At 68.5% G+C, this 13,637-nt stretch carries 12 protein-coding genes; 6 read left to right on the top strand and 6 right to left on the bottom strand.

Translation table 11 applies throughout. The features are described 5' to 3' along the window. Window positions 1–25: 25 nt before the first annotated feature. Entirely contained in the window at window positions 26–1,315 is a 1,290-nt protein-coding gene (locus tag ACWIGI_RS32685; protein ID WP_454206894.1) for an oxygenase MpaB family protein, read from the bottom strand. A gap of 116 nt (window positions 1,316–1,431) precedes the next feature. Beyond that, the gene (locus ACWIGI_RS32680) at window positions 1,432–3,270 is read right to left on the bottom strand and encodes a multicopper oxidase family protein (RefSeq protein WP_454206892.1); all 1,839 of its coding nucleotides are present in this window, start codon (window positions 3,268–3,270) and stop codon (window positions 1,432–1,434) included. Between the two features lie 178 nt (window positions 3,271–3,448). Between ACWIGI_RS32680 and ACWIGI_RS32675 the strand changes: the two genes are divergently transcribed. Both ACWIGI_RS32675 and ACWIGI_RS32670 read left to right on the top strand, forming a co-directional pair. Beyond that, on the top strand, window positions 3,449–4,087 hold the full coding sequence (locus tag ACWIGI_RS32675) for a TetR/AcrR family transcriptional regulator (protein ID WP_454206890.1): 639 nt from the start codon (window positions 3,449–3,451) through the stop codon (window positions 4,085–4,087). Between the two features lie 139 nt (window positions 4,088–4,226). Next, the gene (locus tag ACWIGI_RS32670; RefSeq protein ID WP_454206889.1) at window positions 4,227–4,643 is read left to right on the top strand and encodes a DUF7144 family membrane protein; all 417 of its coding nucleotides are present in this window, start codon (window positions 4,227–4,229) and stop codon (window positions 4,641–4,643) included. An 83-nt stretch (window positions 4,644–4,726) separates the two neighbouring features. On the opposite strand, the gene ACWIGI_RS32665 is transcribed toward ACWIGI_RS32670, so the two are convergent. After that, window positions 4,727–5,578, bottom strand: a complete 852-nt coding sequence (locus tag ACWIGI_RS32665) for a serine hydrolase domain-containing protein (RefSeq protein ID WP_454206887.1) — start codon at window positions 5,576–5,578, stop codon at window positions 4,727–4,729. A 303-nt stretch (window positions 5,579–5,881) separates the two neighbouring features. Between ACWIGI_RS32665 and ACWIGI_RS32660 the strand changes: the two genes are divergently transcribed. Then, window positions 5,882–6,436 (top strand): cysteine hydrolase family protein, encoded by a 555-nt coding sequence (locus ACWIGI_RS32660; RefSeq protein ID WP_454206885.1) that lies wholly within the window; start codon window positions 5,882–5,884, stop codon window positions 6,434–6,436. Between the two features lie 4 nt (window positions 6,437–6,440). On the opposite strand, the gene ACWIGI_RS32655 is transcribed toward ACWIGI_RS32660, so the two are convergent. Further along, window positions 6,441–7,220, bottom strand: a complete 780-nt coding sequence (locus ACWIGI_RS32655) for an alpha/beta fold hydrolase (RefSeq protein WP_454206883.1) — start codon at window positions 7,218–7,220, stop codon at window positions 6,441–6,443. Between the two features lie 423 nt (window positions 7,221–7,643). On the opposite strand from ACWIGI_RS32655, the gene ACWIGI_RS32650 reads away from it, so the two are divergent. Further along, a complete protein-coding gene (locus ACWIGI_RS32650) occupies window positions 7,644–8,867 on the top strand; it encodes an oxygenase MpaB family protein (protein WP_454206881.1) in 1,224 nt (407 codons plus the stop codon). A gap of 217 nt (window positions 8,868–9,084) precedes the next feature. Next, window positions 9,085–9,768: a TetR/AcrR family transcriptional regulator gene (locus ACWIGI_RS32645; protein WP_454206879.1), complete on the top strand. Its 684-nt coding sequence runs from the start codon at window positions 9,085–9,087 to the stop codon at window positions 9,766–9,768. A gap of 74 nt (window positions 9,769–9,842) precedes the next feature. On the opposite strand, the gene ACWIGI_RS32640 is transcribed toward ACWIGI_RS32645, so the two are convergent. Then, window positions 9,843–11,147, bottom strand: a complete 1,305-nt coding sequence (locus ACWIGI_RS32640; protein WP_454206877.1) for a flavin-containing monooxygenase — start codon at window positions 11,145–11,147, stop codon at window positions 9,843–9,845. A 102-nt stretch (window positions 11,148–11,249) separates the two neighbouring features. Between ACWIGI_RS32640 and ACWIGI_RS32635 the strand changes: the two genes are divergently transcribed. Continuing rightward, complete coding sequence (locus tag ACWIGI_RS32635; RefSeq protein WP_454206875.1) at window positions 11,250–12,287, top strand: AraC family transcriptional regulator; 1,038 nt, start codon at window positions 11,250–11,252, stop codon at window positions 12,285–12,287. Here the strand turns inward: ACWIGI_RS32635 and ACWIGI_RS32630 are convergent. Then, window positions 12,273–13,490 (bottom strand): helix-turn-helix domain-containing protein, encoded by a 1,218-nt coding sequence (locus tag ACWIGI_RS32630; RefSeq protein ID WP_454206873.1) that lies wholly within the window; start codon window positions 13,488–13,490, stop codon window positions 12,273–12,275. The two genes, ACWIGI_RS32635 and ACWIGI_RS32630, sit on opposite strands and share 15 nt — an antisense overlap. Between the last annotated feature and the right edge of the window lie 147 nt (window positions 13,491–13,637).

The following is a 13,637-nucleotide window of genomic DNA, read 5'->3' as shown; positions in this document are numbered from 1 at the left end:
TCGTGTTCGTCCTTGGTGGCGAGGGTCAGCGGCGCAGTGCGCCGGTGGCGTCGAATTGTGCTTCCCGGCCGGCCATTTGAGCCCGGTACCAGTTCTCGCGATGCCTGCTCATGAGGCGTTCGTGCAGGCGCGCGAAGGGCGGGCAGGCGCGCCGGGTCAGCTCCATCGCGGTGATGAGCGGGAAGCGGGCGATGGGGATGAGGATCCACGGGAACGCGGCGGGCATCCGGTACCCGCGGCGCGTGCCGGGGGCCATGTACATCGCGGCGTACACCGAGTTGATCCGATAGTTGTAGCCCGCGCGCAGCCGAGCCCAGCCGCGGTGCTCCGGACGTGGAGCGAACGCCGCAGGATAGGACTCGATCAGCTCCGCGCCGTGTTCGCCCGCGTCGAAGGAACGCGAGATCACGGTCATCGCCAGCACGCGCGCGGAATCGGCGATCGTCTCGGGATACCACCGCACCCGAACCCCGAGCAGATGGCCCATGTACCGCTGAAAGTGCAGCAGCGCACGGATTTCCGACGGCGTGGTCTGGTAGCCGAGCAGCCACAGCCCCGCCCCGGGGGTGAGGCTGCCCGCCAGCAGGGTCAGCAGCTGGTAGGTCTGGCTGATCGGCAGGCCCCAGCGTTCGGTGTCCCATTCGGGATGCTCGGCGACCTTGGCTCGCACCGAGACGTGCATGACCCGCACCTTCATGGCGGTGGCCCGGCCCGCGGAACCCGGGGTCAGCAGCGCGCCTGGCTGCGAAACGTCGATCCAGAACCGGCACGTCTCGAGAAACCGGCGCAGCGCGCTGTTTCCGGCATAGCCGCCCGCGAGGGAGAGCGGGGTCGCGACCGCGGCCTCGGTGTACACCTCCAGGGTTTCCGCGCCCGCGAAGCTGAAAAGCATGGTGCCCCAGCGCCGCCAGATCGCCGCACCCTGTTCCACCAGTTCGGGACGCAGCCAGTCGGGCTCGGTTTCGAACTCGGCGAACAGCTCCCGCATCTCCGCGGGTGCGTCGGGTACCGCGTCCACGCCCGAAGTCAGTGCGGTCTCCAGCATTTCGCGGCCGCGCTTGGGGCCGATCTCGCCGTGCATCACCGCGGCGACGAAGCGCTCGGCGACCGGGTCGCCCGCGAACAGGTCCTCGCACAGAGCATCGGCCTGGGCGTCGGTGGGAAAGAGCCCGCCGCCGGTGAGCGCGGTGACCACTCGATCCAGTCGCAGGACCGCGGGTTTGGCCCGGCCCTCCCGATAGCGGAAGGCGGTGGGGCACCGGACCGGCGGGGGAACGTCGGCTTCGGTGCGCGCCGGCGGGACTTGCACTGACATGGGTGGCCTTCTTCCTCGAACCCCGGGATCACCGATCCGCGATGCCCTCACCATACTTGAAGTACCTAGAACTGTACTCAAAAGTATGGAACGAAATCGCGGCCCGACCGGCTGCTTCACGGCACGGTGCGGAAACGCAGCATCATGTCGTGGTCCTCGTGGTCGAGCAGATGGCAGTGCCAGACGTACCCGCGCAGATCCGATGCGTGATGACCGGCATGCGCCGGGTGCACACCCGGACCGTGCGTTCCCGGACTCCGCGGCTCCGGGGCATGCGGTTCCGGCGACGATGCCGGCGCCTCCCCGGGCACCCGCGCGAACGGCGCGTCCGGATCGAAGCTGAGCTCGGCCGCGGTCGGGAATCGCACGATGATCCGGGTGACCGTCCCGCCGTCGGTGCGCACGACGTCCTTCCAGCCCGCCTCCCAGTGCTCGGCGGGCCGCGCCGGTCCGCCCAGGAATCCCTCGGCCGACGGCGTCCACTTCTCCCCCACCGGCGGTTGCGGATTGGCGAGCTGGTAGTCCACGGTCCGCAGCGGCGTGCGATCCAGGATCCGGAACGTCACCAGATGCAGGTGAATCGGATGCGGATCGGGGGTGATGTTGATGATGTTCCACTGCTCGACCGTCCCCTGCCGGGGCATCTCCATATCGGCGTCCGGGCCGCTGTAGCGCAGGTTGTTCAGCGTCATGATCGAGGGCGGCATCCGAACCTCGTACGGCTGGCTGACCGTCACATTCCGGATCACCGCCGGGGACGCCAAGGGCGGCAACAGCTCCGGCAGACTCGGACCGCCGCGCAGGCGTTCGGGGACGGGTCCCGTCCAGCCGGGACGATCCAGGACGCGGAATCGGCAGAACAGCTCCATCGCGACCTCGCCGAGTATCGCCGCCTGGAACGGGGGCGCGAGATCGTTGCGCAGCTCGACCGTCTCCCCCGGGTTCAGCCCGCTGAAATCCACCAGCAGATCGACGCGTTCGCCCGGGGCCAGGAGCAGCTCGGTCACCGGCACCGGGGCGTCGAGCACGCCGTGATCGTTGCCGATCACCCAGAACCGCATCCGGTTGCCGAAGAACAGATTCCACACGCTGTAGGAGGCCGCGTTCAGCGCCCGGAACCGATATAGGCCGCGGGCGACATCCATGTTCGGCCACACCTTGCCGTTGACCACCCCCACGTCACCGACTCCGCCGCCCTCCCAGAAACCCTGCGGTACAACGGGTGTGGTGCGCAAGCTCTGATGCCCGTCGGGCCGGAAGATCTTCTCCTGCAGCACCAGCGGCACCTCGTACTCCCCCGCCGGCAGTCCCAGCGGGTTGTCGGCGGCCCCGGTGTCGAATTCGTCGCGCAGCAGCACGGTTCCGGCGAGTCCGGCGTAGACGCTCGCGCGCGTGATGCCCATCGTGTGGTCGTGGTACCACAGCCCGGCCGCGTGCTGCGGGAACGGATACTCGTGCACGGCCTCGTGGCCCGGGTACACGAGCCGTTCGGGGTGCCCGTCGCTCTCGGGCGGGGTCACCCCGCCGTGCAGGTGCAGGACGCTGGGCGGGGCATCGCGGTAGTGCTCGCTGACGCCGTGCACGCTGGTGTCCAGGTCCGCGGCGAACGGATGTGCGCCGAGCTCGTTGACGAATCGCACGGTCAGGGGCGTGCCGGCGCGGTGCTCGATCGTCGGGCCCAGGTAGCTCTGGCCGCTGTAGCCCATCGCCGGTGATTCGGGCAGATCCCGATGGAATCGGTGCGTGGTGGTCGCGGCCGTGAGCTCGAGTTCGCGCCCGGACAGCACGGGCAGTCGCGGTAGTTCGTCGACGAACGGCGTCAGCTCGGGCGAATGAAAGATCAGTGGGCTGGGTGGCGCGCCGTGTGCGCGAATCCCGTTCCGGGACAGCGCGAATGCCGCCGATCCCAGGACTCCGGCGCGCAGCAGTGCGCGCCGGCCGATCGTGCCGTCCATGTGTTCGACCCTCTCCGGTGGAGCCGCATCCGTCCGCGTCTCCATACCGGGAGGTACAGTAAACCGTACTCGCAAGAATGGTAAAGGGTCATGTACCTGAAGGCACCTTCCAGCAGTTCCCCACCCGGCCCGCCTTCTACGATCGAGGTGTGCAGATGACCCACAGGCCAAGGCGCCGATGACCGCCGAGCCCGCGCGACCCACCACCGCACCGCGCAAATCGAAGAAAGCCGAAGCGCAGCACCGCGAATCCCGGTCCGCCGGGTCGACCGGTCGCGGCCGCCGGCTCTCCTACGACGACTGGGTCGACGGCGCGCTCGCGCTGCTCACCGAGGAGGGCGCTCCCGCGCTGCGTATCCCCCGGCTCTGCGAAGCGCTCGGGGTCACCAAGGGCAGCTTCTACTGGCATTTCGATGACATCGACCAGCTCGTGGAGGCGATGGCCGATCGCTGGAGCGCCGGCCAGGCCCGCGTCATCGCCGCCGTCGCCACCGGCGATTCCATGCCGATCGAACAGCGCATCGAGGCCATGGCCGCCATGCTCGTCGACCGCGACTGGCTGGTCGAAGCCACCTTCCGCGAATGGAGCCGCACGCACCCGCACGTGGAAACGGCGGTGCGCGAACTGGATCAGCGCATCTTCGACACCATCCGCCGCGCCCTGACAGAACTCGGATTCGACGCCGAGGCCGCGCGCCTGCGGGCGGGTGCCATGGTCTACCTCGGCATCGGGTTCATCCACGGGCGCTCGAGCCTGCCGGTTCCCAACCACAGCGAGGTCAACACCGTCATCGCATTGCTCACGCGCAGGAACTAGGAAGCCCGGGCACCCCCTCGGCCGGACCGCGAGCCGCCTGCGGATCACCCCGATCGGATGAAGCGCACGGCGCCGCACCCGCGAAAGATCGGGAATCGCCGCGGGGCCGCACCGTGCCTCGCCGGAAAGGGGAATCGGCATGACAACACCCGCAACCGACCGTTCCGGCCGCCAGGCATTCTCGGCCGGCACCTCGATCGGCGCCGCGATGCTGATGATGGTTCTCGGCGTACTCTCCGTGCTCCAGGGCCTGGCCGCGGTCATCGACGACGACCTGTTCGTCGTCGGCGCGAACTACACCTACCAGTTCGACATCAGCACCTGGGGCTGGATCCACACCGCGCTGGGCGCGGTGCTGATCATCAGCGCCGCCGGGCTGATCGCCGGCACCACCTGGGGGCGCGTCGCGGCCATCACGATCGTGAGCATCTCGCTGGTCGCGAATTTCCTGTGGCTGCCGTACTACCCGTGGTGGTCGATCGTCATCATCGCCCTGGACATCGTGGTCATCTGGGCGATCACTACCTGGCATCCTGAGGGCTCCCGGACACTCTGACCTGCATTCGGGAACGGGAGCCGGCCCGCTGCGCGCAATCCCGCAGCGGGCCGGTCGCATTCGAACGCGACACGCTGCTGCCGTCAGTGTTCTCGAGATGCCCGCAACGCCGCGAGGCATTCGCCTGCCAGACCGGTCGAGCCGACCTCAGCGGGCACCGCGATCCCGTGCGCATGCCGCCCGTCGGCCGTGGCCGCGACGAACACCGTGAATCCGGGCCCGTCGCCGCCATGACCCACGATCGCCGACGGCCGCCCGTCGGTCATCACTCCCGAGCCGTATCCGGGTGTGGTCCAGGGGTGACCGGGCGCGCTCACGGGATGGGTGCGTGCCATGCGGACCCCGACGCCCCCGAGCTCGCCGGACATCAGGCGCGCCAGGCCCCGAGCGGCCGAATCCGCCGTGGCGGCAAAGGTTCCCGTGTAGACCCAGCCCGGGTCGTAGCGCTGGATCTCGGGCACGGTGGAGGGCACGCATCGCTCCCAGTCGGTGCGGTCCGCGAAGGGGAACGCCGCAATCCCCAGCGGTGTCAGCACGAGTTCGTCGATCACGTCGAAAAATCGCCCGCCGCGCGCGTTTTCGAGGGCCCGCCGAATCAGGTAGTAGCCGATATTGGAGTAGCGGAACGACCCCGGCGCGTGCAGCGCGACGCGATCGAGCAGAAGTTCTGCGGGCCAGGGAGTTTCCCGCGCGGCGACCGCGTCGGCGTAGTCCGGCCACCCTCCGTAGTCACCCAGGCCGGAACGGTGGGTGAGCAGGTCCCCGACGGTGATGTCCGCGAGCCGCGGTGGGACCGCGGTCAGTGATCCGATCGGATCGGACTCCTCGAACAGCAGTAGCGCCGCGGCGGCGGTGAAGATCTTGGCGACGCTGTAGACCGGGACGACGCTATCCGGCCCCGATGATCCGTGTTGCGATCGTGAGACATCCTCCACGGCCTCGACATTACGGGCGGGAACTCCGTCCGCCGGCATCCCGGACCCACAACGCATCGCGGGCACAGTCGAGGAGCTCCAGGCCGACGGCGATCTCGAATCTACGTGGAATCGCTCGACCTTCCGGCCGACGCACCTCGATGGCATTCGTGGCCACTATGGACCAGGGGCTCCCAGCAAGCTGCCTGACAACTGGTGACAACGACAGTGTCGCCAGTCAATCCGGCCCCTGCCGAACAGGATTCGGCGCGCTACGGTGGCCACACGGGCGCGGCACGCGCCGACTCGAGGAGGGGGTCTGTCATGAGCACCGCGTTGATCATCGGCGATATCCAGCGGGGCATCACCGACAACTACCCGTTCGCCGCCGGGGTCGTGCCACCGCTGACCGCGCTGGTCCCTCGCGCCCGGGCAGCCGGTGTCCCGGTTGTGTTCGTGCGCTTCGCCCTTCGCGTCAACGCCGCCGACCTGCCGCCGGGCAACGCGCAGTTCCGGGCGTTCTTCGACGCCGGCGACACCTTCCACGAGGGCTCACCCGGCACCGAGGTCACCCTGCCGGTCGACGCGCGGGACATCGTCGTCACCAAGCGCCGAGCCAGCGCCTTCGCGGGCACGGACCTCGACCTCGTGCTGCGGGCGCACCGCGTCGACACCCTCGCGATCGCCGGTGTCGCGACCAGCGCCATGGTGGCCGCGACCTGCTACGACGCGGCCGACCGTGACTATCGGGTGACCGTGCTCCGGGACGGCTGCGCCGACGAGGACGCGGTCGTGCACGACTTCTTCATGGACACGGTCTTTCCCGGCCGCGGGTTCGAGGTCGTGCCCTGTGCCGAGTGGGTCCCGGGCGGGCGCTGACGAGCTACCCGGCGGCCTCCTCGATGACGGCGGCCACCGCGCCCGGCTGCGAGACGAGCGAGGCGTGCGAGGCGTCGACCTCGCTGGTGCGCGCGCCCATACGCTGCGCCATGTACCGCTGGGCGGCGGGCGGAATCACCCGGTCCTGGGTCGAGACCAGGTACCAGCTCGGGGTTTTCGCCCAGGCGGGCGGCCCGCTCGGTTCGACGTTGGCGATCAACGCGGCCGACTTCTGGTGGGCGATCATGGTCGTGGCGGTCTCGGAACTCACGTCCTGGGCGAACAGGTCGTGGAAGTACGCCGGCTCGACGTACCCGTCCAGGCCCGATTCGGAGGGCTTGACGGCCAGGGCCGGGGGCAGCAGGCGGCTGCCGGGGAATTGCAGGGGGTTGATCGCGAACGCGCCCGGCTCGTACTGCTGCGGGCCGAAAGCCGCGATGTAGACCAGCGATTTCACGTCGGGATCATCGACGTTGGTGATGACCGCGCCGCCGTAGGAGTGCCCGACCAGCACGATGGGCCCGTCGATGCCGGCGAGGGCCTGCTCGATGACCGCGGCGTCGGAGGCGGGTCCGCGTAAGGGATTGTCGGGCACCACCACCGGGTACCCGTCGGCGCGCAACGCGGCCGCGACGCCGTCCCAGCTGGTGGCATCGGCGAACGCGCCGTGCACCAGAACGACTGTGGGCCGCGATGGTTCGGCGCTCGCCGGCGCAGCGGCCGCGACCGCTCCGGCAGTGGCCAGGATTACCGCTGCCGCGGCGGCTTTGGTTCGACTTGTCATGGGCGAATCTCCTCGAGGTCGTGGTCGCTCACTTACCGGGCACCGCAAAACGCTCGGACCAGACATACCATCCGGTGCCCGAGCGCCTTGCGTGCATGCGGCGCGGATCGCCGATCAGTACCTCGGCCCACTGCTCCCGGACGAGCCCAGATCGAGCTGGTTGAGCAGATTCTGAATGACAACCCACAGGTTCATCTCACGGTCCTTCGTGTCGTTCTCGGTGTGACAGCTATCGGCAATTCGACGGAAACGCTTGTGCTCGAACCCGGTTGGTCACGGCTGTTGCCGGTCGCTTGCGGGAGATCTTGCCGAGCAAGTGTCCAAATCCGACGGTTGTGATGGCAGTCACGGTGTGCTGTAGTGAAGATACATTGATACGCCTCGCGTGTCTTTGTATCAAAGACTCAATGAAGAGGGAATGGCATGGGTGCACACCAACTCGACAGGCGCGACGCACTACGGGCCGGCGGCGGGCTCTTGGGCGCGGTCGGCGCCATGGCGCTCGTCGGGCGAACCGCGCGAGCGGAACCGTGGACGTGGTCCCCGAACGACTCGATCGTCGGCAGCGGCGGCGGCGCGGACCCGCTGACGCTGTTCGACCCGGACGCCGATTCGGTGCTGCGCACGGTGATGAACAACGAAGACGTTCCCCGCGTGAATCAGTTGCTGGCCCAATGGACCCACAACGGCCAGCCCCTGCCCGCCGGGCTGCCCAAGGAGTTCGCGTCCTTCATCGAGCACGCCCGGCAACTGCCGTCCTGGGCCGATCACGGCAAGCTCGCGAGCTCGTTCGAGTTCAACAAGAAGCGCGGGCTCTACCTCGGAGTCCTCTACGCCTTCGCCAGCGGCATGATGTCCACGGTCATTCCGCACGAGGCCCTGGCGGTCTACTACTCGCGCGGCGGCTCGCACCTGAAGGACCGCATCGCCAAGACCGCCAAATTCGGGTACGACATCGGCACCGTCAACGCCTACGGCAATGACGGCGAAATGATCGTGACGTGCGTGAAGACCCGGATCATTCATGCGGCCGTGCGCAATCTGCTGCCGCAGTCGCCCTACTGGCCGGCCGGTGTCACCCCGATCAGCCAGGACGACCTCATGGTCACCTGGCACAGCCTGGCCACCACCATCATGCGCACCCTCACCGCCTGGCAGGTCCGTATCCCGGCCGCCGAATCCGATGGCTACCTGCACAGTTGGCAGCTCGCGGGTCACCTCATCGGCATCCGGGACGAGTACATCCCCGCCTCCTGGGCGCAGGCCGAATCCCAGGCCCAGCAGGTGCTCGACCCGGTGCTCGCGCCGACCGCCGAAGGCATCAACCTCGCCGACCAGCTGCTCAATCTCGGCGCGAACCTCGACCTGAGCCTGCTCAGCCGCGGCATCCTGGGCGCCTTCACCCGCTACGTCATGGGCAACAAGATCGCCGACTGGCTCCGCATCCCGCGCGAACCCGTCTGGAGCCCACTGCTGGAAGTGGCGTGGGGCCCGTTCGTGGCGGTCCGCGAAGGCGCGTTGAACATCGCGCCCGTGGTCGACATCCCCTACTGGATGTTCGACGAGTTCCTGCGCCAGTTCGCCATGTGGTACCTGGCCGAACTGCGCATGCCGATCAGCATCGAGATCCCGATGACCAACCGCTGAGACGGCTCCGCCTCCGAGGCCCGGGGCCGGCGAGCGCACCGCATGTGCCGCGCCGGCCCCGTCCGCGTCGCGATGTGTCCGTGCCCGCGAAAGAAACAGTTAACGCCGATACGTATCATCGACGATGTGCAAGATGCCACGCGATTGCACCGCGGGAACTCGCTGGCGACCCAGTCGAAGTAATCGGCGCGAAACGAGCTGTCGCAGGAGGACATCGGTGGAATCCGAGCAACCCGTCACGACGGCCACGTCGCCGAAATCGCTGCTCGAACGCGCGTATCTGGCCGCGGTGCAGGCGAACGAGCCCGCCGACGACTCCGATCCGGTCCGCGCCCGCATCCTGGACGCGGCCGACGAACGCTTCCAGCGCTGGGGCATTCAGCGTTCGACCATGGAGGACGTCGCCAAACAGGCGGGCGTCTCACGCATCACGGTCTACCGGCGGTTCGTCACCAAGGACGATCTGGTCGAGCAGGTCATCCTGCGCGAGTTCCGCCGCTACTTCGACCAGTTCCTCGTCGACATCGCAGAGGCGAAGACCCCGGGCGAGCGCGTCGTGCAGGGATTCGTCAGCTCACTGCGCACATTTCGTGGAAACCCGTTGATAGGCACCATGATCGCCGCCGAACCGGACCAGTTCATCGCCTCGCTCATCGGCGACGGTGGGCGCGCGGTCGCGATGGTCCGAGAGTTCGTCGTGCTGCAACTGCGCCAGGAGCAGCGCGCCGGCACCGTCTCCCCCGACCTGCGTATCGAACTCGTCGCCGAGGTGATGGTCCGAATCTGTGCCTCGTTCCTGGCGATCCCCAGCCAGGTCGTCGACATCGAGGACGACGAACAACTGGCGATGCTCGCCCGCGATTTCCTGGTGCCCATGCTCGAGCCCCGCCCCGCCCCGTGAACCCACGCGCCCCCGACGACCGCGCCGCGACGCCGGGCGCTCCCCTCCCGGGGCCCGGCGTCGCGGGCGTGAACTCACCCCGGGCCGAACATGCCCGGCGTGAGGTCCTGCCACCCGGTGGCGCGGGCCACCCGGGTGAGGTATCGGCGATAGGTGCGGCCGTCGACGTAGGCGCGGTGCCGCGCGGTGTCCAGCAACCGCAGCGAGCCGGTCAGATCGGGCCGGTCATGGGCGATCATGACATCGAATTCGGCTGCGCGAGAGGGATTGTGCCGTTGATCGTGCAGGTAGTGCGCGATCAGGTTGGCGATGCTGTCGAACAGCGCGTAGGCGCTGGAGTTGACCTCGAGATAGCCGACGCCGAACAGGTTTCGCCGCGTGCGGCTGAATGCGTTGAGGTAGAGGTCGGGGCGGCCGTCGCGCCAGTCGAAGTAGTCCGTCGGCAGGTACGGGATGCTCCAGTCGTAGCCGGTGGCGTAGAGGATCAGATCGGCAGATTCGGTGCTGCCGTCGGCGAATTCGACCCGATCACCGTCCAGCGCCGTGATTTCCGGCTCGAGCGCGATGTCACCGTGCTGCAGGTGGTGCAGCAGTTGGCTGTTGACCAGCGGATGCGATTCGAGCAGACGGTGGTCCGGGGCCGGCATGCCGTAGCGGGTCGCGTCGCCGTACAGCAGGCGCACCAGCGTCGTGGACAGCCAGCGGGCCACCGGCAGCGGCAGCGCGGCGCCGCGGTCGGCGAACTCTTCGGAAGGCCTGCCCAGCAGGGTTTTCGGAACCAGGTGGTAACCCCGGCGCAGGCTGATGCGCACCGATGCCGCGGTGGCGACCGCGTCCGCGGCGATATCGGCGGCCGAGTTGCCCAGCCCGACGATAACCACTCGTTTGCCGTCGAACTCGCGGGCATGCCGGTAGGTGCTCGAATGACGGATCTCGCCCGCGAAGTGCCCCGGCGGTGTGGGCATCCGGGGCGTCCACGTCACCCCGGTGGCGCAGATCAGCGCGTCGTACTCGCGCTCGGTGCCGTCGTCCAGGGTCACCAGCCATCGATCCCCGGCCCGGACGGCCGCGCTGACACCGGTCCCGAACCGGATCCGGGATTCCAGGCCGTACGACGCGGCGAAGTCCCTGGTGTAGTTCAGCACCTGGGCGTGCCCGGGAAAGTCGGGCAGGGCTGCGGGCATCGGGAAGTCGAAGAACCCCGCCTTCGAGCGCGAGGTGATGAAGTGCGCGGACTCGTACATCGGACTGCCGGGATTGTCGATGTCCCACACCCCGCCCACACCCGAATGCCGTTCGTACTGGTCGTATTCGAGGTCGAATCGCCGCAGGGCGCGGGCCATCGACAATCCGGCGGGGCCGGCGCCGATTATGCACATTCGCGGGCTCATGGCTGAGTATTCAACCGCCGCCGGCCCTCCGCACGGCAGGGTCGCGGTGACCGGTACGGGGGGATTACCGGACAAGATCGAGAGGATGTCGTGGACTCCCGGCTGACCGAAGCTGTCATTCCGCCGCTGGTGCTCCTGGGTGTGATGGACCTGGGTGCCCGGCAGGGCTGCGATGTCCGATCCTGGTTCGCCGGAACGGGTCTCAGCGCCGAGGCCATGACGACGGTCGAGGCCAAGATCTCGTTCGCGCAGGCGGCGACGGTGTTGAAACGGGCGCTGGGCGAGCTGCCGGGGCCGGTCGGAATTCAGGTCGGCACCCGTGACGCCCTGCAGTCCTACGGGATGCTCGGTCTGGCCGTGCGGTCGTGCGCGACGATGGCCGAGGCGGTGCGGGTGGGTATGGAACTGCACCAGGCCTCGGGCAGCCTGACCGACGCGGACGCGGAGTTCACGGGTGACCAATTCGCGTTGCGGCTCTACGAACGCGCCCCCGAACCCGCACTGCTGCGGTTCCTGTGCGAGGAGTCCTTTTTCAGCACGCTGCTGCTGTTCCGTTCCTTCGCCGGCGCGCACCTGGAACCGCTCCTGGTCGAATGCGCTTATCCCGCACCGGAATACGCCAACGCATATCGGCGGTTCTTCCGGTGCCCGGTTCGCTTCGACGCGCAGGCGAACCGGATGAGCTTTCCGGTGTCGATGCTCTCGGATCCGATCGCCACCTACAACCCGGTCAGCCTGGAGCTGTCGGTGCAGGCGTGCCGCCGCCTGGTGAGTACCGAACCGGGCGCACCCGATGTCGTGGCCGCGGTGGAATCGCTTCTCGCCGAAACGATCCGGCGCCCGCTGTCCATGGCTCAGGTCGCCGAGCGGATGTACACCACCGAGCGGAGCCTGCGCCGCCGATTGGCCGCGCACGGGCATCGCTTCGAGGAGTTGCGCGGTCGGGTGCGCCGCCGCAGAGCGGAATTCCTGCTGGAGCGCACGAACCTGCCGGTCACGCGGATCGCCGAGGAGGTCGGCTACCAGGATCCGCGCGAGTTCCGGCGCGCGTTCGTGCGCTGGACCGGCGAGACGCCGACGGCCCGGCGACGGCGTGCCGCGGACGCCGGACGATCAATCACCCAGTGAGGCGGCGCATCTGAGCGCGACCTCGAGCTCGAGCCGCCGGCTGTCCAGCGGATGCCCGAGCAACTGCTCGATCTGCTCGAGGCGGTAGCGCACCGTGTTGCGGTGCACGCCCAACTCCCTGGAGGTCGATTCGATGCTGCACATCGACTCCAGGTAGCAGCTCAGGGTCTCGCGCAGGCGAACCGCGGCGGGATCGCCGCCCAGCAGCCCGTCGAGTTCGCGTTCGACGAACGTGCGCATGGCCTCGGTGTTCTGGCCGACCAGGTACTCGAGCTCGATCGAGTCGTACAGCACGATATGACCCGGGCGCGCGGCGACACGCAGCATGCGCTGCGCGGCAAGGGCTTCGAGGTGACTGCGCCGGAACCCGGCGATGCCCGGGGCGGCGAGTCCGAAGGCCGCGCGCACCGGGCCCTCGGCCGCGATGCGCGACACCTCGACGGTCGCGTGGCGGGAGGTGCGCGCCCAGGCCCACAGCACCCGGGTGCCGCAGGCCAGGGTGAAGCAGCCGCGGGCGTCCAGGTGCGCGGCCAGCCGCTGGGCGGTGCGCTCGAGGTCCGCGATCGTGCCGGGAGCGTCGTCGTCGAGCCACAGCACGAACGCCAGGTGCGAATCGTCCAGCACGTAGCCGAGACGATGCTGGGCCACCACCGGGTCGATGGGGGCACCGGCCACGATCGCGCGCACCGTGACTCGGCGCCGGGCGAAACTGCCCGCGGGATCGGTGTCCCGCGGCGCGGCGAACACCCCGCTGAGCGTCTCGATCGAGGTGCCCGCCCAATCGGCGACACACGCCGCCGAATGCATGACCAGCTCCCCCGCCACCACCGGCTCGAGCGCGGACCGCTTGATCTGATCGGATAGGGCTCGAATCATGGCCTGCTGCCCGGAACGGTAGATCCGCAGCAGGATGCGCAGATCCAGGCCGGCGTACGACAGCGACTCGGCCAGCACGTGCGCTTCGTCGGGTAGCTCGTTCGGGGTGATCCCGGTGATGAGCCCGGGCAGCATGGTGCGTCCCAGGGCGGCCGAGCTCGCGTGCAGATTCGCGCGCAGCACCTTGGTGTCGATCTCGGGCACGTCCCGCAGGATGTGCTCGTCGGTGTAGTCGACGATGGTTTCGAGCTGGTTGTGGTCGAGCAGGTCGGGCACCAGGCGGCGCAGCCAGGCCGTCCCCGCCTCGGTGATGGTCGATGTGGTCATGATTTCCAGCAGGCCGATCCGATAGTGCAACAGGTGGTTTCGCGCAGTGCCCAGCAACGCTACTGAAGGCGCATGCCATCACACCATGTTTTCGGCCGCTACTCTCCGGTTAGAGCGAGAACAGCCCTGGTTTTCATGCGCCCCGGG

The sequence above is a fragment of the Nocardia sp. NPDC055321 genome, assembly GCF_053645575.1.
This window is presented reverse-complemented; position numbering and strand designations above follow the sequence as displayed.

Bases quoted from the DNA above. Each gene is read 5' to 3' on its own strand.
- ACWIGI_RS32660 (WP_454206885.1), top strand. From the start codon at position 5,882: ATGAGCACCGCGTTGATCATCGGCGATATCCAGCGGGGCATCACCGAC.
- ACWIGI_RS32675 (WP_454206890.1), top strand. From the start codon at position 3,449: ATGACCGCCGAGCCCGCGCGACCCACCACCGCACCGCGCAAATCGAAG.
- ACWIGI_RS32680 (WP_454206892.1), bottom strand. From the start codon at position 3,270: ATGGACGGCACGATCGGCCGGCGCGCACTGCTGCGCGCCGGAGTCCTG.
- ACWIGI_RS32630 (WP_454206873.1), bottom strand. From the start codon at position 13,490: ATGACCACATCGACCATCACCGAGGCGGGGACGGCCTGGCTGCGCCGC.
- ACWIGI_RS32640 (WP_454206877.1), bottom strand. From the start codon at position 11,147: ATGTGCATAATCGGCGCCGGCCCCGCCGGATTGTCGATGGCCCGCGCC.
- ACWIGI_RS32655 (WP_454206883.1), bottom strand. From the start codon at position 7,220: ATGACAAGTCGAACCAAAGCCGCCGCGGCAGCGGTAATCCTGGCCACT.
- ACWIGI_RS32685 (WP_454206894.1), bottom strand. From the start codon at position 1,315: ATGTCAGTGCAAGTCCCGCCGGCGCGCACCGAAGCCGACGTTCCCCCG.
- ACWIGI_RS32670 (WP_454206889.1), top strand. From the start codon at position 4,227: ATGACAACACCCGCAACCGACCGTTCCGGCCGCCAGGCATTCTCGGCC.
- ACWIGI_RS32650 (WP_454206881.1), top strand. From the start codon at position 7,644: ATGGGTGCACACCAACTCGACAGGCGCGACGCACTACGGGCCGGCGGC.